A 25,066-nucleotide genomic window follows, 5' to 3' on the forward strand; every position below is an offset into this window, starting at 1 on the left:
TACCTGTACAGGTGCCCCTTGTTGCATGCGGTCGCCGCATTGACACACAGCCACCACTTTTGCTGAAAATTACCTTCATATGAATCACCTTTTTATGAAATTATCCCATCCCCGCTACTGTATATTGGCGTTATTGCTGGCAACAGCAGGAACGGTGCAGGCGCAAACAATCAAAGGGGTTATTGATGGCAGGGAAGGACATTTACCCGGCGCCTCCGTAAAGGCTGCCGGCATCCCATCAGGTACCGCCACAGATCTTAACGGATCGTTTACACTGAATGTACATACCACCGGTAAAATCACTTTGCTGGTATCTTATATAGGTCATGAAACAAAGAAGCTGGAACTGCATGTAAAATCCGGTATCAACGATGCCGGCAATATTTTACTCTCACCTACAGGAGGTAAACTTGGCGAAGTGCTGGTACACGGTACCATGGCACCTTCTCAGGTAAAGGCGCTGAGCATTAAGAAAAACTCCCTGGCGATTATGGAGGTGATTGCAGCAGATGCTATCGGTAAATTACCGGACCGTAATGCGGCAGAAGCCGTACAACGTGTGCAGGGCGTGGCAGTAGCCCGTTACCATGGCGAAGCAGATGCTGCTACTGTGAGAGGTACGCCATTTGCCTGGACGTCTACGATGTTCAATGGTAGCCGATTACCCAGCGCCAATGTATTGGGCAACCGCAACTCGGTACTCGACGCTGTTCCTTCTGAAATGATCCAGTACGTACAGGTGGCGAAAGCCATTACGCCAGATATGGAAGGGGATGCGATTGGCGGATCTATTAACTTTATTACCCGCACCGCGCCAGCTAAAAGAACACTGAATGTAAGCGCCGCCGGTGGTTATAATACCTTCTCCAAAAATGCTACCTACAATGCTTCCCTGGTTTATGGAGATCGCTTCTTCAAAGACAAACTCGGCGTAATGGTTGCCGGTGCTATCTGGGACCGGCAATGGGGTACGGACGCCTATGAGGTAACGTACAATACCGGCTTGCCGGATCCGGCACAGCAGAAATCTATCAGCACCGTATTGCTGAAACGCTATATGGGCAAACGGCAAACGTATGGCGGTAATATAGGACTGGAATATAAATTCAATGCGGCCAATAAAATATTCCTGCGTGGTTTGATGGATAAATTCAATGATATCCGCCCGGTATATGAATCTTATGTAGACTATAACAACAGTCGTTTTCAGTACAATTACCGTTATTCCTATTATCAGACGGTATTGAACGGAGGTGAGCTGGGGGGTGAACATCAGTTGTCTTCCAAGGTGAAAATGGACTGGACCATGAGCGACTACTACACCAAATATTTCCTGGAAACACCGCCTACCAATGGTAACAAAGGATTGCCTATTGCCACCTTCCGGCAAAAGATCAATGGTGGTTTCAATAATCTTTCTTCCGATGGTAAAAGATACTGGGGCTTTGATTCCCCGCAGGGTATAGGTGGTGATCCCTTGCATTTTGATGCCGGTGTAAAGAATCCAGCAGAAGTAATGGATCCGGCGAAGTTGACCTTGCAGCAACTGGTCATTGCACAACTGGACACAAAGGAAGAAGATAAAACAGCCCAGCTGAATTTTAAGGTAAATGCATCTTCCCGGGTGAATCTGAAGTTTGGTGCCAAATACCGGCGTAAAGACAGATCAGGCATGTATGGTTCCAACATTGTATACCTGCCCGGTGCGGCATTAGGCATCCCCAAATCACCGGATCTGCTGGTGCTGGATCAGCTACAGCGCACTGATTTTCCACGACGCAGTGGCTTCTTTAAAGGTATGGGCGGCAATTACAATTCCTTTATTATGGATCCGCTTACCAAACAACAGTTGTTTGATTTATACGATACCGCGGCTTTGCGCAAAAACGGATTCGGGAATTATACCTCCGCTTCCAATGCCACCAATATTTACACAGGCACAGAAAACGTAGCAGCTGCCTACGCAATGGTGGAAATTGATTTGACAGATAAACTGAAAATGACTGCCGGTGTAAGAAATGAATATACCGCGTTTACGCTGCATGGATCCAAAGCCACTACCGCAGGTACGCCTAAAGTGACTACGGTAACACCAGCAACAGTAAATAATAATTACAATGCGCTGTTACCAATGTTACACCTGAAATATAATATCAACGATCAGGCTAGTCTGCGTGCAGCCTATACCCGTACTTTTATCCGCCCTAATTTCACGGATCTTACACCAGGACAATCAGTGGATAACACCGGATCTACCATTACCATCACCAAAGGTAATCCTGACCTGCAACCTACGTTTTCCAATAATTTCGACCTGATGGGAGAATACTATTTTTCCAATATAGGTTTGCTTTCCGGAGGTGTTTTTTACAAACAAATTAAGAATGTCATTTTTGCCGACAAAAGCTATTATACAGAGAATGGAAATAACTACATGGTAGCGCAGGCGAAAAACCTGAACAACGCATCTCTCGCCGGACTAGAAGCAGGTATCAATAAACGGTTTGATTTTCTGCCGGGATTTTTCAGTGGCTTTGGTGCAGAGCTGAACTATACTTTTATACATTCTGCTGTAGATGTTCCCAGAACAACCAATGGGGTCAAAGTAAGTGATCGGACCAGTTTGCCAAATCAGTCCAAACATCTTTTCAACAGTATCCTGTTCTACGAGCGCAAAGGTGTAATGGTGCGTATTGCCGGCAATTACCGCGGCGCATCAGTAGAAACACTCAATCAGCAGTTGGGAAAAGATTTTTATATCTGGACAGATAAAAATTTTACGGTAGATGCGTCTGCCACTGTAAGCATTACGGCCAGCATTAAAGTGTTTGCAGAGTTGAACAACATCACCAATGAACCGTTAAAAACCTACCTGGGCGATAAGCGCCGTATTGCATCTGCAGAATGGTACGGTAGTCGCGGCCAGGCAGGGATCCGTTGGGACATCATCAAATAATATTCTCCAAAAAAAATAAAAATAACAACATGAAGAAAATAATATTGGCGCTGGTTATCGCTATGCCAGGTGCAGCTTTTGCTCAATTGTCAGACAGTGCCCAACGCGTGGTACGCATGCAGGGAACCGTGAATTTCCGCGATGTAGGTGGATATAAAACTACCGATGGCAAGCAGGTGGTATGGGGAAAAGTATTCCGCTCCGCAGATGTGATCCATTTAACAGACCAGGATTTGTTGTTGCTGGAACAGAAACATATCCATACTGTGATTGATTTTCGTGGTGTAAAAGAGGCGGCGGTAGCGCCGGATCACCTGTTGCCACATACCGATTATCAGCTGTGTCCTGCGGGCAGCGATAGTTTACCGGGTGCTGCTCAGATGGGAGAGATTATTAAGAGCGGTAATTTTCTGGAGAAGTTCTACGGCAACACCCAGTATCTCGGTGCGCGCTACAAACCACTGTTTCAGAAGTTACTGACTTTACCCGCCAGCGAATCCATTATGTATCATTGCACAGGTGGGCGCGACAGAACAGGGATGGCTACCGCCTTATTCCTGTATGCGTTGGGTGTGCCACAAAGCACCATCGAAGCAGATTTTACGGCGAGCAATGTATACCTGATGCCGATGAATGCGAAAATGTTTAAAGGTATGCAGCAGAGCACCGGCCTGGATGTAGAAACCATCCGTAAGGCACTGGAGCTGAAACCGGAACTGTTACACAGTTTCTTTAATGCGATTAAAACGAAATACGGAACAGTGGAGAATTTCTTTGAAAAAGAATTAGGAATGGGGGAAAAGGAGCGGGCAATATTGAAACAAAAATATACGGCTGGCATCTAATATCTCCTAAATGCAGCGGAACACACTGGTTGTTCCGCTGCATTTTACGTTTCGCTGCATTTAATATTCCGCTGCATTTACTAAAAGCTAAAAGCTAATGGCTAAAAGCTAAATCGCTATTCCTCCAGCTTTCTTACCATCAACACAATCAGTAGTCCGCATATCGCCATAATGGCAAATGAGAGGCGTAGACTGGTAGCCTGGGCTACAAACCCGATCAGTGGCGGCACTACCAGGAATCCCAGGTAGCCGATGGAGGAAATAGAGGCAAGTGTTTGTCCGCTGTTGGTGGTTTTTGATTTACCTGCCAGACTGAATACCAGCGGCACCACGCAGGCAACCCCTAATCCTGCAAAAATAAATCCTATGCCGGCAGTAACCGGATAAGGCAGTAAAATAGCCAGCAGCAAGCCGATGAGGATAAGCCAGCCACTATATAAGAGGATAGATTTGATCCCTATACGTTTTACCAGTTTATCGCCCATGAAACGCCCGGTGGTCATAGCCACCATATAAATTACAAACGCCGCTACCGCAGTAGCGTTGCTGGTGCCCACTACTTTCTGGAAATACAATCCACTCCAGTCGTACATCGTATTTTCGGTAGCCATACAGGCAAAGCAGATCAGCGAATATTTCAGCAATGATTTATCTGGCAGGGAGAAGGCCGGCTTTTTTACTGTACTTTTTACCGGTTGATCGGGGAACGTTTTGGGGTAATAATAAACCGTGAATACCAGGAGCAGCACACTGACCATCAGGAGATGATAGGAGGGTGCTACGTTCATAGTCACCATCAGTAAACCGGTGAGCGCTCCCACAGATCCCGCCACACTCCAGATTCCGTGAAAGGTAGTCATGATAGACCTGGAATAGAGGTGCTGCACTGCCACTGCCTGGGCATTCATAGAGAGGTTCAGCAGATTACGGGCTGAACCAAAGCAGAATAATACCAGTGCCAGCTGTGCAATGCTGTTGGCAAAGCCAGGTAAACTCAGTACCACATTAAATACCATGGCGCCAAACATCATGATCTTCCGACTGCTGAAGTTACCCAGCAGCTTGCCGGTTACAGGCATGGTGAGCATCAGCCCTATGGGCAGGGCAAATAATACGGCCCCCAGCTGTGCTTCATTTAAGTGCAACTGTTGCTTGATAGAAGGTATCCTGGATGCCCAGGAAGAATAACCTAATCCGGAAATAAAAAAGAATACAGAAGTGGCGATTCGGTATTGCCGTGCATCGGTTTCGTTATGAATATCTGCTAACATGATCTGCGTACACACCTGTTTGCGGCGCTGAAGTTGGCAAAATTAGCTAAATCTGCGGAAAAAGTTGGGATAGATTGTCTGGTTGACACGGAAAACGGCGGTAGTATTGAATTTGCGGTGTAAATTTACCATCCCGGACATTTGAATCTCTTTGAACTACCCGGCGGCATGTAATGCCGCCTCATTCACTTCCTTAAATTCACTTAACGGCGCCGCACATACAAAACATTCGTACCCCCCCGGTAAGTCTTTAAACAGCGTGCCTGCAGGTACCTGCTGTTCTGCATCTCCTACAGTTGCATCATATACGGTAAGACAATGCCGGCATTGATATACCTGTTTTTCCACCACCGGTATCGTTACCAGCGATTGCTGTTCCCGTACATAATGCTGTAGTACATTCGCTTCACTTTTTTGCTCATAAAAAGTTTTGCATAATGCTACAATGTAAGGCCCCAGGTGCTCTTTAGATACCCCTTCGCGGTATAGCAACAGCTGTGCGGAATTGGCGTTGTAATCAGCGGTGTACAGGATATCATAGCGTTGCATGTATTTGAGTTTGCTGCCATGTTTATTTTCCTGTTTGCGGATCACTACCGTACCAAAAAGACTCGCTGGGCGGTTGATTCTCACGCTGAAACACAATCCGTAGGTACGTACATCGGCGGTATCGAAATAACGGATGATATGCCGTTTCAGAATCAGGCCATCTTCACAGTTGTCTTCTACCTGCCAGTTCAATTCATTGGCTGCATGACGAACATTGATACCATGCTTGCCCAGCACATAATCCCATAGCGTACGGTGAATGGCATCTATGTTTTTAATGATGAGTGATTTCCAGGGAGTCGTATACAGTTGTCCGGTGCGGGTTTCCAGGCAAATAGTGCATACTTCTTTCAAAAAAGGAATGGGGAAATCTTCATCGCGGCGATAGATGCCCAGCCAGTAGCTGTTATCGTATTTATTAAATCCTTCGTAATAAGGTAAATGAAATGCCGGCAGGTCTGGTTCCTTATCTTTAATACGACTGATATAAGTCAACGTTTTTTTTATATGTGCATATACCTGTTCAGGGGAATCACCATTGCTGAGCGCTGTTTCCACCTGCTTGCTCACGGCTGCAATATTGTTGGTATAGATTTGTTCCGGCCATGCAAATAACTGCTGACTGCCCTGCACGCGGATATATAAATACCAGTAATGGAGGTTGGGAGAAGTAATCCAGTTGATATGCCCGGTGAATAAGGGCACAAAGGTTTGTTGACTATCACAGATGTTTATCTTCAACACCGGTGCATAGTCAAAAAGATTAAACACATCTTTGTAGATGCCTTCACTTAACCAGCTGTTGTGAATGAAAATGCCCGCTGCCGGATAAGAGCTCATGATATTAGGCGTGTCGGCAAAGTTGATCTGTTTTTCGGCGCACTGACTTTTAAATGAAGTAACACATTTATCAGGAATGTCTACGAGTAGTTGCTGCCGCAATCCGAAACGGATATGCGTAGCCTGCGCGGCGCTGGCAGTATCCAGTATTTCCAGCAGATACCCCGGCGAAATAATGCCGCCGGTGAAATTGATCGGAAAAGTATGTGTGAGTTTCGCCATAGTTATACGAGTGCTGCAACGTTTTTAGGAATAGATTTCTCCAGCAATGCCTTTACTTCCGGTTTACAGCTGCCACAGCCCATACCGGCGCCGGAGGCCTGACAGAGTTGCTGCAGGTTGTTGCAACCAGCAGCTATTTTTTCCATGATATTACCTTCTCCTACATTGCCACAGGAGCATACCAGTTTGCCGATAAGCGGTGTGCCTTTTTTGCCGGAACGTAATAACTCCAGTCGTTTATCTGACAGCTCAATTTTTTGTTGAATAAGATCCCTGAATTCAATGAACTCTGATTTATCACCGATCAGGATGGCGCCCACTAACCTGTCCTGGTGAATGATACATTTTTTATAGTATCGTTTTGCTTTATCAATAAAAATCACTTCTTCGTAAGCCGGATCTTTAGGGGTTTCTACCATGCCCAGTGAGCAGAGGTCGGTGCCGTGCATTTTAAGAATGTTCATAAAAAGAGAGCCCTGGTAGTATTGGCTGATATCTCCGTTCAGATAGCGGGCCACTACAGCAGCCTGTTGTTCCGCTGCGGCGGTGATACCATATAAGGTGCCGTTGAAAGCGGCTATTTCTCCGATGGCATAAATATCCGGATCGCTGGTTTGGAGATATTCATTTACCACTACACCGCGATTGCAAAGCAGTTGAGCTTCCTGTGCCAGTTCTATGTTAGGAACGGTACCAATAGACATCACCACTGCCTGACAGGGAATGTATAACCCGCTTTTCATGCGTAGCCCTTCCAGTTTATCCTGGCCGGAGAAACGATCAATTTCATCATTGTAATAAATGTCAATACCCCTGTCGGTGAGCTCTTCGTAAAGGAGTTGTCCGCCGAGGGTATCCAGTTGCCGGTCCATTAGCCGGGAAGTACGTTGTATAACGCCAACGTCTATATTAATTTCTTTGAGAGATGCCGCCAGCTCTATCCCTAATAATCCTCCACCTACGATCATTACTTTCCCGCGTGCAGGAGCTATATGTTGTTTGAAGGCGTCTGCATCCATGCGGGTACGCATGGTAAAGATACCCGGAATAGGCGGAATGTCCCGAAGGGTGGCGGCCCTGCTGCCAGTGGCCATCAGGAGGATATCGTACGTATGTACCTGACCGTTACTATCGGTTAATAATTTGTTGGCGCGGTTAATATGTGTGATGCTCACACCGCGGTGGAGCGTAATGTTATGCGCCGTTTCTTCCGCCCTTGTCATTTTAATCAGTTGTTTCCATTGCTGGGTACCACTGATGTAATCAGGCAGCATCACCCGATTATAGAAGGGTAGGTTTTCTTTGCTGAATACCACTATTTCATCGGTGGTATTCAGTTCCCGGTACGACTTTACAAAGCCACAGGCGCCGGCTCCTGCACCGATGACCACAATTTTCTGCACCGGCTTTTGATAGCGTTGTACCTGTACGGCGGTATATTTAAAGTCGGGTTGTTTGGATATCGGGTCCAGAAGGTGGTTAGTGAGATTATTGGCCCGGTGCAAATCATTGTTGAGTATTTTGCCCCAATGCATCGGTAAAAAAACAACCCCTTTTTTAATGGTGTCGCTGAGTTGTGCTTTTACCCGTACTTCTCCTCTGCCATTGTGGATGGTTACAATATCATCTGCCCGTATGCCTCGCTGTAGGGCATCTTCGGGATGTATTTCGAGGAAAGAAGAAGATATGTGTTGTTTCAGTTTAYTCACTTTCCCGGTTTTGCTCATGGTATGCCACTGATCGCGTATGCGGCCGGTGGTGAGTATCAACGGCAATTCTTTGGTAAGTGATTCTGAGTGGTTGGCATCTTCGAAGCTGTGGATAACTGCCCTGGCATCAGGTGTGTAAAACTGGTGATCTTCAAACAGTCTTGCAGTACCATTGCCGGAACGGTAAGGCCATTGTATGCTGCGTTCAGCTTTTAATGTTTTGTAATTCAGTCCGCTGATATCTATATTGGTACCGGCGGTTAACCGGCAATGCTCTTCATAGATCTCCGACATATTCGTATAGTCGAATCCGTGATAACCCATTTTTTGTGCAAAGCGGCAAATGATCTCCGCATCGGGTAATGCTTCACCAGGTGCATCTGTGAGTTTAGTAAGATAGCTGATGCGGCGTTCAGCATTGGTCATGGTACCTTCTTTTTCTGTCCAGGCGGCCGCAGGCAGTACTACATCGGCATAACGCAGGGTTTCCGGTTTATTGGAAATTTCCTGCACCACCACAAATTTGGTTTTTAGCAGTCCGGCTTCGGCAAAACGAACATCCGGTAAGCTCACCAGCGGATTGGTGCACATGATCCAGATCGCTTTTAGTCTGCCATCGTGCATGGCGTTGAACATTTCCGTTGCAGTGAGACCGGGCTTATCTGATAAGGCCGTACCGCCCCAGAAGTCCTGCACTTCTTTGCGGTGTTGAGGATTATTGAGTACACGATGTGCGGGCAACAGGTTGGAGAGTCCTCCTACTTCCCGTCCGCCCATGGCGTTGGGTTGCCCGGTTAAGGAAAAAGGACCGCTGCCGGGTTTGCCGATATGGCCGGTGATCAGGTGCAGATTGATCAGGCTGAGATTTTTGTTCACACCAACCACACTTTGATTGAGTCCCATGGTCCACAGGGTCATGAAGCCGGTGGCATTGCCTATGTAATCTGCGGCGGTATAAATATCCGCTGCCGCAATGCCGCAGATGGCAGCTGCTTCTTCAATGCTGCGCTCCATTACGGTATCCTTGTATTGATCAAATCCGTTGGTGTGGGCTTGTATAAAAGAACTGTCGGTATGGCCGGCGGTGATAAGTGCGCGACCAATGGCGTGGTGCAGTACGATGTCGGTGCCAGGATTTACCTGCAGGTGCAGGTCGGCTGCGGAACAACTTTGTGTAACGCGCGGGTCGCTGACAATAATTTTCAGCGCGGGATTTGCGGTTTTGGCTGCTTCTACCCGCCTCCATAAAATGGGATGACACCAGGCCGGGTTGGCGCCCGCTACAAAGATGCAGTCGGCCAGTTCTATGTCGTCGTAAGTGCCGGGTACCGCGTCTTCTCCCAACGCCAGCTTATAAGCGGCTACAGCGCTGCTCATACATAAACGCGAATTGGTATCGATGTTGTTGCTGCCAATAAACCCTTTGATGAGCTTATTGACGACATAATATTCTTCCGTAAGGCATTGCCCGGATGCGTAGAAGGCTACGGCATCCGGACCATGTTTTTTGATGATAGCAGCAAATACGGCTGCCGTTCTTTCCAATGCCTGATCCCAGGTAACCCTTTGTCTTGGCAGGTTACGATGGTATCGCATTTCCGGATACAGCAGCCTGTCTGATGTATCCATAACGGTATAATGCAGGTTCATGCCTTTGGAGCAAAGCATGCCTTTGTTTACCGGGTGTGTTTTATCACCTTCTACATGCAGCTTTCCCTGCCGGTCCTTATGTACTACTATTCCGCAGCCGACGCCACAGTAACAGCAGGTGGTTTTAAATGATGCTTGCATGCCGGAAGTTTTAATAAATGATTTACGATGCGGCTACCGGCGTTCTTACAGGTACTGCTTCCGCAGCGGGTTGCCGGGTAAACCTGGTCAGCATTACAATACAGGAGATGCCTATCACAATAAAGCCGATATACGTGAATGCCTGTACATAAGTGATGCTGTCTGATTTAAAGAGGAAGCCGAATAACATGCCTCCCACATTACCACCCGCGCCAACAATACCGCTGACCAGCCCCGCATTTTTTTCGTTAATAAAAGGTACAATGCCGTAAGTGGCGCCGTTGGCCATTTTCAGGAACAACGCAAAACTCAGCATTGCCACAATTGCTACTACCAGCGATCCCGCCTGCGCAAATAGTAATAAGCCAATTCCTTCTGCCAGCAGCATCAGGGCCAATAACCATCCTTTGCCTTTCATGCCGGACTTTGCGCCGACCCTGTCTGAAATAATGCCACCCAATGCACGGGCAAAAAGATTCATAAAACCAAATATGCCCGCCCAGAACCCTGCGCTGCCTTGAGAAAGATGAAATGTATCCACAAAATGTAAAGACGCAACATTGTCGAAGGTGATCTCCATGCCAAAACACATCCCGTAGGCCATGGTGAGTGCCCATATGCGCCAGTCGGCTAACACGGACCAATCCGTTTTACTATTCTTTTTATGATGCCCCAGCTCATCGAAGTTGCCATTGGGTGTATCTTTTGTATAACGGTAATACAGGTACGCAACTATCAGCATCATTACGCCGGGCACAATCATCGCATAGCGCCAGGCTTCCGCTTTGGTGTAACCAAAGCCCACAATAGCGGCGAAGATGAGCGGCATTACCATATTGGTGACACCGCCACCCAGGTTGCCCCATCCGCCGGTGATGGCATTGGCAGTGCCTTTAATGGCCGGCGCAAACATCAGTGATGTATGGAACTGGGTGATAACGAATGATCCACCTATCACACTGATGGCTAAACGAAAGAGGAGAAAGGATGTGTAATCTTTTGATAACCCCACCAGGAACACCGGCAAGGAACCGATCAACAACAGCCGCACGGCCGTTTTCCGGGGACCCCAGGTATCACAGAGACGGCCAATGACGAGCCGTGCAATGATGGTACCGGATACTGAAGCAATAATAATGTTGCCTATCTGGGATTTGCTTAGGCCGAGGTCAGCACGGATAGTGGGCATCAATGGCGCCAGACCAAACCAGCCAAAGAAACAGACAAAGAACATCAGCCACGTGATATGAAACGTGCGCATCTGTATGGTATCAAGACTAAAGATTTTTATTTTATTGAGTGGAGCGAGCATAGTAGTGATTTTACAGGTTATTTAATCAGAAATTCGGGGCGTATGTTTACAGAGAGATACGCCCAGTTGCTGTTACTGCCGGCATTTTTTATATTTTTTACCGTGGGAGAGGAGAGGCTGGCCGTATTCCAGAAGTGACTGTAGCCGGCTTCCAGGCCAATCATTTTGGTCAGGGTATAATTGGCAGTAACATCTGCCTCTGTACCAAATTGCTTGCTCATACCTGTGATGGCAGAAGTCGCGTAAAATTCATGTACATCTCCTGTAAATGCCCAACGGGTGCCGGGTTTCAACTTCGTTTTTACATAATAGTCCTGTAATCCTTTATTGCCAAATCCACTGGCTACGTAGAAATAGTCCATGTTACCCCAGAACTTATGCGGGGTGCCATACAGCGGATCAAAATCAGGTGTGGTGTAATCCACACCTGCGCCTGCGCTGAAAGCTTTGCTGACATTGTATTGGAAAGATCCGGATAGTAAACTGCCATTTACCGTTTGCCCGTTGCCGTTAGTGCCGAACTGATGATAAGCGGCAGCAGTATAACTGATCCTGTTGAATTGCTGCGTGTAAAACAAGCCGGTAGTCATGCGGGTGTAGGTGCCTGTTTCCCATACTTTCGTAGCCACATGTTCTATACTGTCTGTATGGTATTTAGAAAACTGGTCGGAGAGGAAAAGGAACGACAGGTTCCCTTTCGTTAACTTCCTGGATGCATATACCAACTCCAGGCTTTTATAGGCATTACCGCCGTTGGTGTTAGCGGTGTAGTTACCTGCCGGAGTTGGGTTGTAAACGGTGCCACTCGCATTTTCTTTATTCTGGTTAAAAGCAACAGCGGTATGTAAGGTCCAGTAGTTACTTTCATATTTTAATACTGCAGCATCATGCCGGCGTCCCTGTTGCAGCCAGTCGAGGTTGCCCAGCAGGCGACTGTCGTCATACACGAGCTCCTGCCGGCCTACTTTGAGCGACAGACTTTTATTTTTTACGATAGTATCTGTCAGTAATATTTCCGCCCAGGCCTCGTGTAACATAAATCCGTTGTTGTCCGGGGGGGTGGTGCGGTTAATGGTAGAAGCATCCTGTCCCCATACGCGTACATCCTGCACCGTTAGACCCAATTTGATGCGGTAGGCGCTGAAACCGGCCATGAGGCGGGTGCGCTGGGAAGTAAAGAAGGCTGGGTCGGCGCCCTGTACCTGTGGTGCGCCTTGTCCGTTACGTAGTTCGGTGCGTGTTCTTAGTTGTGCACCGAAGTTAAGTTGCGCATAGCCATACTGTGACAACAGCAGGCCGGGGAGTATCATTGATACCCTGCGGGGAAACCATTTTTTCATGTAACTTTGGTTGATTTTGAATGAGCCAATCATTTACGGATCAGAAGCCCGGTTAGCCTGCCAGCTACCGGGTTTCGTTTTTTATATTGCTGCATTTACCATTTCCACATCTGCCATTACACCGATATATACCATATCATCTATGATTTTTACCGGGTAGGTAGTGAGTGAACATTCTGTGTCGTCAGATAAGCAACGGCCGTCTTTCAGGGAGAATGTTTTTTTGTGAAAAGGGCATGCTACTTTAGGCTCATCTTTTACAGTGCCCGTCATGCCGCGGCTGAGCGCCATCTGTTGACGGTGCGGGCAAAGGTTTTGCGTGGCATACCATTCATTTCTGCGGGCAAAATAAAAGAGGGCAATCTGTTCTTCTTTATGCTTTACGCATACGCCGCCATTGGTGGGTACATCTGATGTTTTACAGGCAAAGAACCAGGTGGTAGCAGTAGTGTGAATCGTAGACATAGCAGTATATTTTGTGTAAAGAGATTATTTCCATTCTGCGGCTTTCTTCTGTGCACGCATGGTTTCGAATTTTACTGTTGGATCTTTATCGGCAGGAGCGTTGATGAAGTGAGAGAAGCGCTTGCGCAGTTCAGGATTTTCCACTACCTCTCTCCACTCGCATTTATAGTTATCTACCAGCAACTGCATTTCTGCTTCCAGCTGAGACGCGATACCCAGACTGTCATTCAGTACTACGTTACGGAGATAGTCGATACCGCCATCAAGTTTGTTTAGCCAGGTAGCCGTGCGGGTGAGCGGATCGGCTGTTTTGATATAGAACATCAGGAAGCGGTCAATGTATTGAATACAGGTGTCGCTGTCTACATCCGCTTCCAGGAGTTGTGCATGTTGTGGCTTGGAGCCGCCGTTGCCGCATACATACAGGTTCCATCCTTTTTCAGTGGCAATGATGCCAAAGTCTTTCGACTGTGCTTCCGCACATTCCCGGATGCAGCCGGATACGGCAGATTTGATTTTATGTGGCGCCCGTAATCCGCGGTAACGTTCTTCTATGCGGATGGCAAAGCTAACGCTGTCATGCAAACCGAACCTGCACCAGGTAGAGCCTACACAGCTTTTTACCGTGCGCAACGCTTTACCATATGCATGTCCGCTTTCAAATCCGGCGGCAATCAGTTCTTCCCATATATTGGGCAGGTCGCTGAGATGTGCGCCAAATAAGTCAATGCGCTGTCCGCCGGTGATTTTCGTATAGAGGTTATATTTAGTACCGATCTCTCCGATTACTACCAGTTTCTCAGGTGTAATTTCTCCACCGGGAATGCGGGGTACTACAGAATAGGTGCCTCCTTTCTGTATGTTGGCGAGGTAGCGGTCATTGGAGTCCTGTGCGGTATCATTGCCTTTGTCGAGGATCATGTCGTTCCAGAGACTGGCCAGTATAGAGGCGATGACGGGTTTGCATACTTCGCAGCCTTCGCCTTCTCCGTAGTGGTCCAGTACTTCATCAAAGGAGCGGAGTGATTTTACGCGGATGAGATCCAGCATTTCCTGGCGTGAGTAGGCGAAGTGTTCGCATACCACGTTGCGGATGTATTTGCCCTGGGCCTTCATGGTGGCGGTGATCAGGTCTTTTACCATAGGGGTGCAACCGCCGCAGCAGGTGCCGGCTTTCGTGCATTTCTTTACTTCATCGAGTGTTTCGAGACCATCTGTGACTGCCTGGCAGATAGTGCCCTTGCTAACGCTTTCGCAGCTGCAGATGATGGCTTCATCCGGGAGGGCCGTAACGCCCGCACCAGTATCGGCGCTGCTACGGCTGCCGCCCAGTAGTAAGTCTTCCGGATTGGCCGGCAACGTCAGTTTGTTTTTAGTCGTTTGCAGCAGCATATTATAAGCAGCTGCATCGCCAATTAAGATACCTCCCAGCAGGAATTGACCATCTGTCGTAATATTGATACGTTTATAGGTGCCTTTGTATTTATCTTCAAATACAATGCTATGGCAGTTTTCCGGATCAGAGAAAGGGTCACCGAAGCTGGCCACATCTACGCCGATGAGTTTTAATTTAGTGCTCATATCAAATCCGGTGAAGGCTTTTGCTTCACCGGTGATATGTGACGCTGCTACTTCAGCCATTTCATAGCCGGGGGCTACCAGGCCATAGATCATGTTGTTGTAGAGCGCGCATTCGCCGATGGAATATATAAAGGGGTCGTTGGTTTGCATTTGTTCATTGACAACAATACCGCCGCGTGGGCCGGTGGTGATGTTGGCGGCTTTTGCCAGTTCATCACGGGGTTTGATGCCGGCAGATACCACCAGGATATCTGCTTCCAGGATGGTATCATCTGCAAACTGTAAACCGGTGATGGCATCGTTGCCCAGTATTTCGCGGGTATTTTTGCCGGTGAGTACTTTCAGACCCAGGCTGCCAAGTTTTGTCTGAAGGATGGCAGACCCCTGTTCATCTATTTGGCGAGGCATGAGGCGGGAGGAAAACTCGATCACATGCGTATTGGAGATGCCAAGGTCCAGCAGTGCTTTGGCCGCTTCCAGTCCCAGTAGGCCGCCACCGATTACCGCTCCACGGGTAGCTTTCGGTGCATAGGCCTTCATCATTTCCAGGTCTTCTATGGTGCGGTAAATAAATACGCCTTTTTTATCCATGCCCGGCACCGGTGGCACGAAGGCGGCGGAGCCGGTAGCTATTACCAGGTAATCATATGTTTCCACGATGCCTTTGTGGGAGTATACGGTTTTGTTGTCGCGGTCAATTTGCTGCACCGGGTCGCCCAGGTGGAGTTTGATGCCTTGTTGGCTGTACCATTCGGCTGTAGCCAGCAGGAGATCATCGGCTGTTTTACCATCAAACCAGGAAGTGAGATGCACGCGATCATAGGCGGGGCGGGGTTCTTCTCCGAATACAACCATTTCAGTGGGGAGGTGGCCGGATTTGGCTATCATCTTCTCACAAAATTTATAGCCCACCATACCGTTCCCTATAACTACTATTTTCATTGGATTATATTTAAGGATCAGAAAACTTAGATTATATTATAATTAAATTAATATAATATTATTTCGCGTTTTGGAGATGATTTTAGAGGTAGGTGTATGATGTTGGTTATAAAATTACGCGATTTTGTTTTAATTTTAGGTATCAATCTTTGTAAAAGTGTTATATAAATTTAATTGTAATGTATATGCATGTGTCAATTCCATCTCTATCTTTAGTAGGAGCAGGACCGGGAGATCCGGAAATGATTACCCTGAAAGCCATTAATACCATCCGTGAGGCAGATGTGATATTATATGACGCATTAGTGAATGAATCATTGCTGACATATGCGGCGTCAGGTGCCATCATCCGGTTTGTTGGAAAGCGCTATGGCTGTCATGCACTATCTCAGCAGGAAATCAACGGGCTCATTGTGGAAATGGCCAATGCCCATGGACACGTGGTACGGTTAAAGGGAGGCGATCCTTTTGTATTTGGCAGAGCAGTGGAGGAAATACAAACTGCCAGACAACACGGTATCAAAGTATCCATTATACCCGGCATATCCAGCGCCATAGCAGTTCCTGCGTCACAAATGATTCCGCTTACCTGCAGAGGTATTGCGGAAGGCTTCTGGATAACGACCGGTACCACAAGCTCCGGCGATATTTCCGGTGATATTGAACTGGCTGCCCGCTCCACTGCTACAGTGGTAATACTGATGGCCATGAGCAAACTGGAAGGCATCATGGAACTTTTTGCCAAACAGGGGAAAAGTGATACGCCGGTGGCCATTATACAAAACGGTACCACACCCCAACAGCAAATGGTGATTGGTACGGTGAAGGACATTGTATGGAGAGCACAGGCGGCCGGTATGGGCAATCCGGCCATTATTGTAGTAGGAGAGGTGGTGAAGCTGCACACCATATTAGCAGATGAAACGTGGCAACAATTACAAAACAACGATATTATACATGAAGAAAGATAAAGCGGGTTGTGATGGTAAAACCTGTCTCCTTTGCAGACTATCCATTAAGGAATGGTCGCCGGCAGTAGCTTTACACCGGAAAAACTTTATCCTCAATAAAGGCGAAATGCTGTTTAAAGAAGGTGATAAAGTAACGGGTATCTACTTCATTTATGAAGGCCGTATGAAAGTGCACAAGCACTGGGGAGCGGAAAAAGAACTGATTGTTCGTTTTGCGCAAAAAGGAGATATCGTGGGACACCGTGGAATGGGAGGAACGGAACATCTATACCCGGTATCTGCCACCGCGCTGGAACCGGTAAAAATTTGTTTTATAGAGATGGATTTTTTTCAGTCATCTCTCAAAGTAAACCATGACCTGTTATATGAACTCATGCTGTTTTACGCACAGGAATTACAATCTTCCGAAAAGCATATGCGCAACCTCGCACATATGTCTGTCAAAGGCCGCATGGCCAATGCCCTGTTACTGCTACAACAAAAATTCGGATTTAATAAAGAGGGATTTATAGATCTCTCCCTCTCCAAACAAGACCTTGCTTCCTATATTGGCGCTACCTATGAAACTACTTTCAGGATATTGAATGAACTGATAGAAGAGCGGCTGGTAGCGGTTTCCGGGAAGAGCTTTACAATACTGAATGAAACTAAATTATTGCGGTTAACAGAAATAGTGTGACATCTTACCCCACATACTTTTTCAACTTTTTCTCATTTAAAATATGAATAGCTTTTCCTTCTACGGCAATTAATTTCTCCTGTATAAACTCCTGCAGATTGCGATAAATAGTTTCATAGGTGGTGCCTGCAAAAGAGGCCAGATCCTGCCGGCTGATGGTAAACTGCGTATCATTATGCAAACGGCTGATTTCAAGCAAAGCATCTGCCAGTCTGCCTTTTACATCCATGTGTACAAGGTTGCGCATCTTTCTCTCTGCTTCCTGTAACTCATCCGCATAAAATTGCATCAGTTTCAAAGTCAGATTGGGATTCACTTTCAGCGATGCTTCAAAAAAAGTAAGGTCAGTATAACATACGGTGGTGTCTTCCAGTGCAGTGGCAGACACAGTATATAAACGCTCTCCACTGCCCAGTCCACGATGCCCGAGGATATCTCCCTTTTGCGCAAAACGAACAATCAGATCTTTGTCCTCTCCCCATTGCTTATGCACTTTCACTTTTCCTTCATACAGGAAAAAGATGCCCTTTACCGGCTGTCCTTCCTGGAAGATGATTTCATTCTTTTTATAAAACAGGTGTTGTTTATGATCTGTTACTGCGGCAATCCACTCCGGAATGCTGAACTGGCAAAGAAAACAGGTTTTTAAATCGCAGGTTCCGGCTTTTTTCATGATTGCAATAGTAATGTTTTTTTGTGTTTTTGAAAGAAATAATAGGTTTTAATATGATTTAGATCATATTTTTGTGCTGTTTTAAATTTTTTATTGTCATTTTATATAGTATGAATCATAAAAAAGGGCAAAAGTTTGCTGGAAATATGTCACGGAGAGTACTTTACCTCAGTATGCAGGCGGGTATCAATGCGCTGGTAATAGGCTTTGTGGCGAAAGGACTGGTGATGCTGATCAGTCTCATTACCAACCTGTCGTTCTACGGCCGGTTTTCATTTGAAGAAGCAGGACCTGCCGGTAATTACCTCGGCTGGATCGTTATATTCATCCCTATTATCGGTAGTTTGATGGTGGGCGTAATGGCACGCTTTGGCAGTAAAGCTATCCGTGGTCATGGCATCCCGGAGGCCATGGAAAATATTATTTTGAACGACAGCAAAATACCCCCGGTGATTACCTTGCTGAAACCTTTATCTGCCGCCATTTCTATTGGTACGGGCGGACCCTTTGGTGCAGAAGGTCCCATCATTGCCACCGGTGGCGCCATCGGTTCATTCACCGGACAGGTTATTCATATTTCTGCTGCCGAAAGAAAAGTATTACTGGCAGCCGGCGCCTGTGCCGGTATGGCGGCAATCTTTGGCAGTCCGCTGGCGGCCATTCTGTTGGCCATCGAATTATTGCTGTTTGAATTTTCTCCCCGCGCGGTGATACCAGTCGCCATTGGTTGTATTGTGGGCGCAGGTATGCATATCGGTTTATTCGATAGTCATCCGGTGTTTGCAATGCCGGATATTCCAGCGGTATCAGATATCGCGTTGCTGACTTATGTGCTCATGGGCGCGTTGGTAGGCGTAATAGCAGCCTATGTATCAAAGTCCGTTTATTTTGTGGAAGATATGTTTGAAAAACTCCCCATTCACTGGATGTGGTGGCCCGCACTGGGCGCAGTAGTGGTGGGTGTAGTGGGCTATTTTGCCCCACATACCATGGGCGTAGGATATGATAATATCAAGACCCTGTTGACTGGTAACGTGCCACTGGCGCTGGTAATATCGCTTTGCGTACTCAAATATATTTCATGGGTAATATCCCTGGGTAGTGGTACCTCTGGTGGTACACTGGCGCCCTTATTTACGATTGGTGGGGCTTTAGGCGCTTTGTTGGGCATAGTGATACTGAGATTATTTCCCGGCTGTGAAATCAACATTGCTACTGCGGCACTGATAGGAATGGCTGCTATGTTTGCAGGAGCCTCTCGCGCATTGCTGACTGCCATTGTGTTTTCACTGGAAACAACCGGGCAGCCACATGGCTTGCTCCCATTGATAGGCGCCTGTACAGCTGCTTATTTCGTATCCTTTTTCCTTATGAAAGGAAGTATCATGACCGAAAAGATCCGGAGAAGAGGCGTTACCGCACCGGATGAATATACGCCGGACATCCTGCAGCTTATCAATGTAGCAGCGGTTGTTTCAACGTCGCCGGTAACTTTGCGTAACAACATGACGCTGGCGCATGCATACAGCCTGTTGCACGAACACTGCAGCCCTTATTATTATCGGTACCTGCCGGTAACAGATGAGGAGGGGCATTTTAAAGGATATCTCAACAGGACCTGCTTATCGGCGTCCAATACATCGGGTGTCAGTGAAAACCTGGAAGCAGCGGCGCCGTATGTGTATGGCTCCGATGATATTAACCTGGTCACAGAATTATTCGATAGCTATCCCCCGGATATACTGGCCGTGCTGGATGTAAATAAAAAAGTAATAGGGATGGTAACCGCAGATGCGGTATTGAGGGCTTATGGTGAACGACGCAAGGCAGATGGCAGGTATCATTCTGCTTTTTACGGTAACACCCGCCTGTTGCGGTTGATGGCCAGGGGTAAAAGATTGCTGGTACGTTCATGATTTTTGTTTTCGAGATAGGTTGGATGCAGGGCTGCTCTTTATGGGCAGCTCTTTTATTTCAGGTACCTTTAAAATATATCCCGCCGTTGTTCGTCTACTGTATAAGACGTTTTTAACAAAACACTTCTTAACTTTAATGCATGCAGCGAAAATCATCTTCTATAAAGGAAAGAATAAAGCATTCGCAGAATTTCCGGGACGGCGTATTCCAGAATTTATCGCTCACGCCCATGAAGCCGGATGATGTTACCTATTACCAGATGCTGAAAGAAACTTTTCAGCGTCCGGCAGATGTAAGACCGCCGGCACCGTTGACTCCCGTAAAAACGAACCTGAAAACATTGTATTCAGAGAAGCCGGTGATCGTATGGTTCGGGCATTCTTCCTACCTCATTCATGTAAAGGGTTTCAATATATTGGTAGACCCGGTGTTTAGCGGCAGCGCTTCCCCGATGTCTTTTATGATCAAGGCTTTCCCGGGTGCAGATGCTTACACGCCTGCTGATATGCCGGAAATAGATCTGCTGATTATTACACATAATCACTATGATCATCTTGATAAAAAAACACTGGCACTGTTAAAGCCACATACCAAAACGATTTTGACTTCACTGGGCGTAGGCAGGGATCTGCAATCCTGCCTGGCACCCGAAAATAATATCACGGAAATGGACTGGTGGGAAACACAGGACATTGCAAAAGATATTACCATAACGGCAACGCCTGCACGACATTTCTCCGGCCGCGGATTAAAAAGAGGTGGCAGTCTCTGGTCATCTTTTGTATTGCAGATATTCGGATACCAGCTTTTTCTTGGCGGAGATTCCGGATATGATACCCATTTCAAAGCCATAGGCGATAAATACGGTCCTTTTGACCTGGCAATATTGGAATGCGGACAGTATAACGACAACTGGCCGTTTATACACATGAAGCCGGAAGAAACCGTGCAGGCAGCCATTGACCTGCAGGCCAAAGTATTGCTGCCGGTACACTGGGCTAAATTTGCCCTCGCCAACCACCCCTGGAATGAATCCGCCAAACGGGTGACCGCCAGCGGAGTACAAAGAGGATTGACTGTTACCACCCCGAAAATAGGAGAACCGGTAATAGTAGGAGAGCATTACCCAAAGGAACACTGGTGGGATAGCTTTTAGCTGTTAGCTTTTAGGCAATGCAGCGAAGACCATCATATATTTATCTCCGCTGCATTGCCTAAAAGCTAACAGCTAATGGCTAAAAGCTATCCTATCATAAACTAAAGCTCAGCATTTCCATAACGCCTTCGCCGGGAGAATGGAATATTTTATTGCTCCCGGTGATTTTTCTTTCTGTTTCACACATGGGTTCCAGGTTTTCCAGTGTGGCATCCAGCTGATAAATAATGCCAGCCATGTCGGCATGACTGTTAACATTTAAACGGGTGTTAACAAATGTTTCCAGCATCCTTATCAGCCCCTGGTGACGCTGCAAAAATTCAGCAGGTACCTCTTCTTCCGATAAAGAATAATCCAGCATCGCCAGGTTCCTTCTATCCAGTGTTTTAAAAAGTTTCATGGTGTTGATAAAGGCATCATTGCTGACATAATGAATCACGCCTTCAAAAACAATAATGGCAGGGATCTCTTCCCGGTAGCCATTTTCCAGTAGTTTATTCCAGAGTAATACCGTATCCGTCACGTCACATTTTGATAAGCGGATCATTGATTCTTCGGGAATAATAGTGGTGTAGAGCTGTTGTTTTTCTTCTATATATCCGTTATCTATTTCTATAATCCTGCTGACCTGTTCCCGGTAATTTTCCAGTAGATATAAAGAAAGCGGGTCCAGTCCTGCGCCAAGCAGGATCACCTGTTGTCCCGGTAACCGGGAGATCCTTTCCCGCAGCATGGCGCGGATACTTTGTTTGCGCAAACAAATCGCATCTATTATATAGGGATAATGCTGCTTCAGGTCATAAAAAAGACGGCTGGTTTCACTGAAATCGATGGACTCAATATAACGCTGTTGTAAAGGTGTTGTATAGAGTTGCATGGCTGCTTCCAGCACAAGGCGGGAAGTCGAGGGGACTTTTAATTGTTGCGGCATTTTGAGGGGTATTTGGGATAAAGCTAGGAAGTGCCGGTGCGTGGGCATCGCAGGGTTATTTTAATATTAAAACGGTATAAAAGGTTCATAATTAGCTATATTGTATAAACAAAACCTTTGAGTCATTGTTTCCTTAATGTTGTCAACTAATCATTTATTATGGAGCCTCGTATCGCGTCACTCAGCAAGCTGGAAAAAGAAGGAAGACAGATTTCCCGTCTGCCTTTTTCCATCAGGATCTTATTAGAAAATGTATTACGGAATCACGATAACTTTGCCATTACGGATGAACACCTGGAGACGTTGGTGAACTGGGACCCTGCGGGCACAGACAAAGAAATACCTTTTAAGCCGGCCCGTGTGCTGATGCAGGATTTTACCGGCGTAGCTGCAGTCGTGGACATTGCCTCCATTCGTGCGGAAGTGATCCGGAAAGGAAAAGAAGGTGCTAAAATTAATCCGGCCATACCGGTAGACCTGGTCGTAGATCACTCGGTGCAGGTAGACTTCTTCGGCACTGATTATTCCTATACAAAAAATGTGGCCTATGAATATGAACGCAACAAAGAGCGGTATCAGCTGCTTAAATGGGCGCAACAGGCTTTCGATAATTTTACCGTAGTGCCCCCAGGCATGGGTATTTGTCACCAGGTAAACCTGGAATACCTGGCCAAGGGCGTTATTAACCGCGATGGCTGGCTGTTTCCCGATACCCTGGTTGGAACAGATTCTCATACACCTATGGTGAATGGGATCGGGGTATTAGGCTGGGGCGTAGGTGGTATAGAAGCGGAAGCAGCTATACTGGGACAGCCCATCTATTTTTCCTGTCCACAGGTGATCGGATTAAAGCTCACCGGCCGCTTAACAGAAGGCGTAACGGCTACAGATATGGTGCTTGCCATCACGCAACTGCTGCGTAAATACGGGGTGGTGGATAAGTTTGTGGAAGTTTTTGGTGATGGGCTCGATCATTTGTCAGTGCCCGACAGGGCTACTATTTCCAATATGTCGCCTGAATTTGGTTGCACCGTCACCTATTTCCCGATCGATCATCAAACGTTGCAGTATATGCACCGCACCAATCGTCCACCGGAACAAATCGCGCAGGTGGAAGCTTACTGCCGGGAAAATATGTTGTGGCGGCATGGCAATGAAGACATCACTTATACGGATATACTGGAAGTAGACCTGAATGGCATACAGTCGGCTGTAGCAGGTCCCAAGCGTCCACAGGACCGTATCCTGGTGAGAGATCTGCACAATGAATTTGAGAGCCTGTTGAACAAGGAATTCAAGCGCATGTATACACCGGAAGGAAAGCGCCGGGATACGGCCTGGTTGTCTGAAGGAGGTTCGGGTACGGCATTTACCTATGAAATTCAGAAGTCTTCCGAAGAAGTGGCGGTAGAAGTGGACTACCTCAAATCTGTCCGCATTAAATTAAAGAATGAAGAATATGTGCTGAGTGACGGTGCTATTACTATTGCGGCGATCACCAGCTGTACCAATACTTCCAACCCCAGCGTTATGATAGGAGCGGGACTGGTAGCTAAGAAGGCCATCAGCCGTGGATTGTATGTAAAGCCCTGGGTAAAGACCAGCCTGGCGCCCGGCTCCAGGGTGGTGACCGAATACCTGAAACGTGCCGGCCTGTTAACGGAACTGGAAGCATTACGTTTTCATATAGTGGGCTATGGCTGTACTTCGTGTATTGGTAACAGTGGTCCTTTGCCGCCGGCCATTGCAGAAGCCGTGGATAAAGGCAACCTGGTGGTAGCCTCTGTATTATCAGGCAACCGTAACTTTGAAGCCCGGGTACATCCGCAGGTGAAAATGAACTTCCTGGCATCGCCGTTGCTGGTGGTAGCCTATGCCATCGCCGGACGGATAGATGTGGATATGCTCACTGCTCCGCTGGGTTATGATCCTAACGGGGAGCCGGTATATCTCCGCGATATCTGGCCTACACAGGAAGAAATTAATGAAGCCGTAGCTGCCGCAGTGAAACAGGAAGATTTTGAAAATATATATAAAGTGATTTTTGATGGAGATGAGCAGTGGCGTGGGTTGCTGGCACCTTCCGGAAAAGATTATCACTGGAGCAACGACTCTACCTATATCCGGGAAGCGCCCTTTTTTAACGGGCTGCCGGAAGATCCTTCGCCGCTGGAAGATATAAAAGATGCCCGCGTATTGCTGAAGCTGGGTGATTCGGTGACCACCGATCATATTTCTCCAGCCGGTTCATTCAAGGCAGATACCCCTGCCGGGAAGTACTTGCTGGACCATGGCATCGATCCCCGTTTATTTAACTCCTATGGTTCCCGCAGGGGAAATCATGAGGTGATGATACGGGGTACTTTTGCCAACGTGCGTATTAAAAATGAATTATCGCCTAAAGAAGGCGGATTTACTACGGTGATCCCTTCCGGCATGGTGATGCCTGTTTATGATGCCGCAGCGCAATATGCGGCCAATAAGGTGCCATTAATCATACTCGCTGGTAAAGAGTATGGCAGTGGATCATCCCGCGACTGGGCGGCTAAGGGCACTAACCTCCTGGGAGTCAAGGCGGTCATCGCGGAAAGTTATGAACGTATTCACCGCAGCAACCTGGTAGGCATGGGTGTTTTGCCCCTGCAATACATGGAAGGTGAAAACGCTGCCTCGCTGCAGTTGTCAGGTACAGAGTCGTACGCTATTAGCGGAGTATCCACAGATCTCATTCCTGGTAAAATACTAACGGTAACGGCTATCCCGGCATCGGGAGATCCGGTTGAGTTTAAAGTGAAGTGCAAACTGAACTCATTGATAGAAATTGAATATTATCGTCATGGCGGTATCCTGCAATATGTGCTGAGAGCATTTCTGCAAAAGGCCTGAGTGTATATCTTCTTACAAATAAAAAATGCA

General features: G+C 47.0%; 16 protein-coding genes. 7 read left to right on the forward strand and 9 right to left on the reverse strand.

Translation table 11 applies throughout. The annotated features are described in order from the left end of the window. Positions 1–79 precede the first annotated feature (79 nt). Positions 80–2,956 carry a TonB-dependent receptor gene (locus tag AC1DP6_RS06190; protein ID WP_477054044.1) on the forward strand — a complete coding sequence of 959 codons (2,877 nt, stop codon included), beginning with the start codon at positions 80–82 and terminating at the stop codon, positions 2,954–2,956. A 29-nt stretch (positions 2,957–2,985) separates the two neighbouring features. Beyond that, the gene (locus AC1DP6_RS06195) at positions 2,986–3,801 is read left to right on the forward strand and encodes a tyrosine-protein phosphatase (RefSeq protein WP_477054045.1); all 816 of its coding nucleotides are present in this window, start codon (positions 2,986–2,988) and stop codon (positions 3,799–3,801) included. Positions 3,802–3,917: 116 nt separating this feature from the next. On the opposite strand, the gene AC1DP6_RS06200 is transcribed toward AC1DP6_RS06195, so the two are convergent. The 7 genes from AC1DP6_RS06200 to nirB all read right to left on the reverse strand — a co-directional run bounded on the left by AC1DP6_RS06200 (position 3,918) and on the right by nirB (position 15,823). Next, positions 3,918–5,072: an MFS transporter gene (locus AC1DP6_RS06200; protein WP_477054046.1), complete on the reverse strand. Its 1,155-nt coding sequence runs from the start codon at positions 5,070–5,072 to the stop codon at positions 3,918–3,920. A 156-nt stretch (positions 5,073–5,228) separates the two neighbouring features. After that, positions 5,229–6,683 carry a rubredoxin gene (locus AC1DP6_RS06205; protein WP_477054047.1) on the reverse strand — a complete coding sequence of 485 codons (1,455 nt, stop codon included), beginning with the start codon at positions 6,681–6,683 and terminating at the stop codon, positions 5,229–5,231. A 2-nt stretch (positions 6,684–6,685) separates the two neighbouring features. Further along, entirely contained in the window at positions 6,686–10,183 is a 3,498-nt protein-coding gene (locus tag AC1DP6_RS06210) for a molybdopterin-dependent oxidoreductase (RefSeq protein WP_477054048.1), read from the reverse strand. Between the two features lie 22 nt (positions 10,184–10,205). Beyond that, positions 10,206–11,495, reverse strand: coding sequence for a NarK family nitrate/nitrite MFS transporter (locus AC1DP6_RS06215; protein WP_477054049.1), 1,290 nt, complete (start codon positions 11,493–11,495; stop codon positions 10,206–10,208). A 17-nt stretch (positions 11,496–11,512) separates the two neighbouring features. Beyond that, a complete protein-coding gene (locus tag AC1DP6_RS06220) occupies positions 11,513–12,835 on the reverse strand; it encodes an alginate export family protein (protein WP_477054050.1) in 1,323 nt (440 codons plus the stop codon). Positions 12,836–12,916: 81 nt separating this feature from the next. Then, positions 12,917–13,300, reverse strand: coding sequence for a nitrite reductase small subunit NirD (nirD, locus tag AC1DP6_RS06225; RefSeq protein WP_477054051.1), 384 nt, complete (start codon positions 13,298–13,300; stop codon positions 12,917–12,919). A 24-nt stretch (positions 13,301–13,324) separates the two neighbouring features. After that, positions 13,325–15,823 (reverse strand): nitrite reductase large subunit NirB, encoded by a 2,499-nt coding sequence (gene nirB / locus AC1DP6_RS06230; RefSeq protein ID WP_477054052.1) that lies wholly within the window; start codon positions 15,821–15,823, stop codon positions 13,325–13,327. 185 nt (positions 15,824–16,008) lie between these two features. Here nirB and cobA point away from each other — a divergent pair, with 185 nt between their 5' ends. Both cobA and AC1DP6_RS06240 read left to right on the forward strand, forming a co-directional pair. Then, the gene (gene cobA, locus AC1DP6_RS06235; protein ID WP_477054053.1) at positions 16,009–16,794 is read left to right on the forward strand and encodes a uroporphyrinogen-III C-methyltransferase; all 786 of its coding nucleotides are present in this window, start codon (positions 16,009–16,011) and stop codon (positions 16,792–16,794) included. Further along, complete coding sequence (locus AC1DP6_RS06240; protein WP_477054054.1) at positions 16,781–17,473, forward strand: Crp/Fnr family transcriptional regulator; 693 nt, start codon at positions 16,781–16,783, stop codon at positions 17,471–17,473. The genes cobA and AC1DP6_RS06240 overlap by 14 nt, the downstream gene beginning before the upstream one ends. Before the next feature lie 4 nt (positions 17,474–17,477). Here AC1DP6_RS06240 and AC1DP6_RS06245 read toward each other — a convergent pair whose 3' ends face one another. After that, on the reverse strand, positions 17,478–18,146 hold the full coding sequence (locus AC1DP6_RS06245) for a Crp/Fnr family transcriptional regulator (RefSeq protein WP_477054055.1): 669 nt from the start codon (positions 18,144–18,146) through the stop codon (positions 17,478–17,480). Between the two features lie 146 nt (positions 18,147–18,292). On the opposite strand from AC1DP6_RS06245, the gene AC1DP6_RS06250 reads away from it, so the two are divergent. Both AC1DP6_RS06250 and AC1DP6_RS06255 read left to right on the forward strand, forming a co-directional pair. After that, positions 18,293–20,062, forward strand: coding sequence for a chloride channel protein (locus AC1DP6_RS06250; protein ID WP_477054056.1), 1,770 nt, complete (start codon positions 18,293–18,295; stop codon positions 20,060–20,062). 140 nt (positions 20,063–20,202) lie between these two features. After that, positions 20,203–21,219 carry an MBL fold metallo-hydrolase gene (locus tag AC1DP6_RS06255; protein WP_477054057.1) on the forward strand — a complete coding sequence of 339 codons (1,017 nt, stop codon included), beginning with the start codon at positions 20,203–20,205 and terminating at the stop codon, positions 21,217–21,219. Between the two features lie 94 nt (positions 21,220–21,313). Here AC1DP6_RS06255 and AC1DP6_RS06260 read toward each other — a convergent pair whose 3' ends face one another. Beyond that, positions 21,314–22,150 carry a class I SAM-dependent methyltransferase gene (locus AC1DP6_RS06260; RefSeq protein ID WP_477054058.1) on the reverse strand — a complete coding sequence of 279 codons (837 nt, stop codon included), beginning with the start codon at positions 22,148–22,150 and terminating at the stop codon, positions 21,314–21,316. Between the two features lie 159 nt (positions 22,151–22,309). Here AC1DP6_RS06260 and acnA point away from each other — a divergent pair, with 159 nt between their 5' ends. Continuing rightward, complete coding sequence (acnA, locus tag AC1DP6_RS06265; protein WP_477054059.1) at positions 22,310–25,036, forward strand: aconitate hydratase AcnA; 2,727 nt, start codon at positions 22,310–22,312, stop codon at positions 25,034–25,036. The last annotated feature ends 30 nt before the right edge of the window (positions 25,037–25,066 follow it).

It is taken from the genome of Chitinophaga sp. 01L420 (genome assembly GCF_056399985.1).

Excerpts from the sequence above, each read along its gene's own strand:
- AC1DP6_RS06190 (WP_477054044.1), top strand. The coding sequence starts at position 80 with ATGAATCACCTTTTTATGAAATTATCCCATCCCCGCTACTGTATATTG.
- AC1DP6_RS06195 (WP_477054045.1), top strand. The coding sequence starts at position 2,986 with ATGAAGAAAATAATATTGGCGCTGGTTATCGCTATGCCAGGTGCAGCT.
- AC1DP6_RS06200 (WP_477054046.1), bottom strand. The coding sequence starts at position 5,072 with ATGTTAGCAGATATTCATAACGAAACCGATGCACGGCAATACCGAATC.
- AC1DP6_RS06205 (WP_477054047.1), bottom strand. The coding sequence starts at position 6,683 with ATGGCGAAACTCACACATACTTTTCCGATCAATTTCACCGGCGGCATT.
- AC1DP6_RS06215 (WP_477054049.1), bottom strand. The coding sequence starts at position 11,495 with ATGCTCGCTCCACTCAATAAAATAAAAATCTTTAGTCTTGATACCATA.
- AC1DP6_RS06220 (WP_477054050.1), bottom strand. The coding sequence starts at position 12,835 with ATGAAAAAATGGTTTCCCCGCAGGGTATCAATGATACTCCCCGGCCTG.
- nirD (WP_477054051.1), bottom strand. The coding sequence starts at position 13,300 with ATGTCTACGATTCACACTACTGCTACCACCTGGTTCTTTGCCTGTAAA.
- nirB (WP_477054052.1), bottom strand. The coding sequence starts at position 15,823 with ATGAAAATAGTAGTTATAGGGAACGGTATGGTGGGCTATAAATTTTGT.
- cobA (WP_477054053.1), top strand. The coding sequence starts at position 16,009 with ATGCATGTGTCAATTCCATCTCTATCTTTAGTAGGAGCAGGACCGGGA.
- AC1DP6_RS06240 (WP_477054054.1), top strand. The coding sequence starts at position 16,781 with ATGAAGAAAGATAAAGCGGGTTGTGATGGTAAAACCTGTCTCCTTTGC.
- AC1DP6_RS06245 (WP_477054055.1), bottom strand. The coding sequence starts at position 18,146 with ATGAAAAAAGCCGGAACCTGCGATTTAAAAACCTGTTTTCTTTGCCAG.
- AC1DP6_RS06250 (WP_477054056.1), top strand. The coding sequence starts at position 18,293 with ATGTCACGGAGAGTACTTTACCTCAGTATGCAGGCGGGTATCAATGCG.
- AC1DP6_RS06255 (WP_477054057.1), top strand. The coding sequence starts at position 20,203 with ATGCAGCGAAAATCATCTTCTATAAAGGAAAGAATAAAGCATTCGCAG.
- AC1DP6_RS06260 (WP_477054058.1), bottom strand. The coding sequence starts at position 22,150 with ATGCCGCAACAATTAAAAGTCCCCTCGACTTCCCGCCTTGTGCTGGAA.
- acnA (WP_477054059.1), top strand. The coding sequence starts at position 22,310 with ATGGAGCCTCGTATCGCGTCACTCAGCAAGCTGGAAAAAGAAGGAAGA.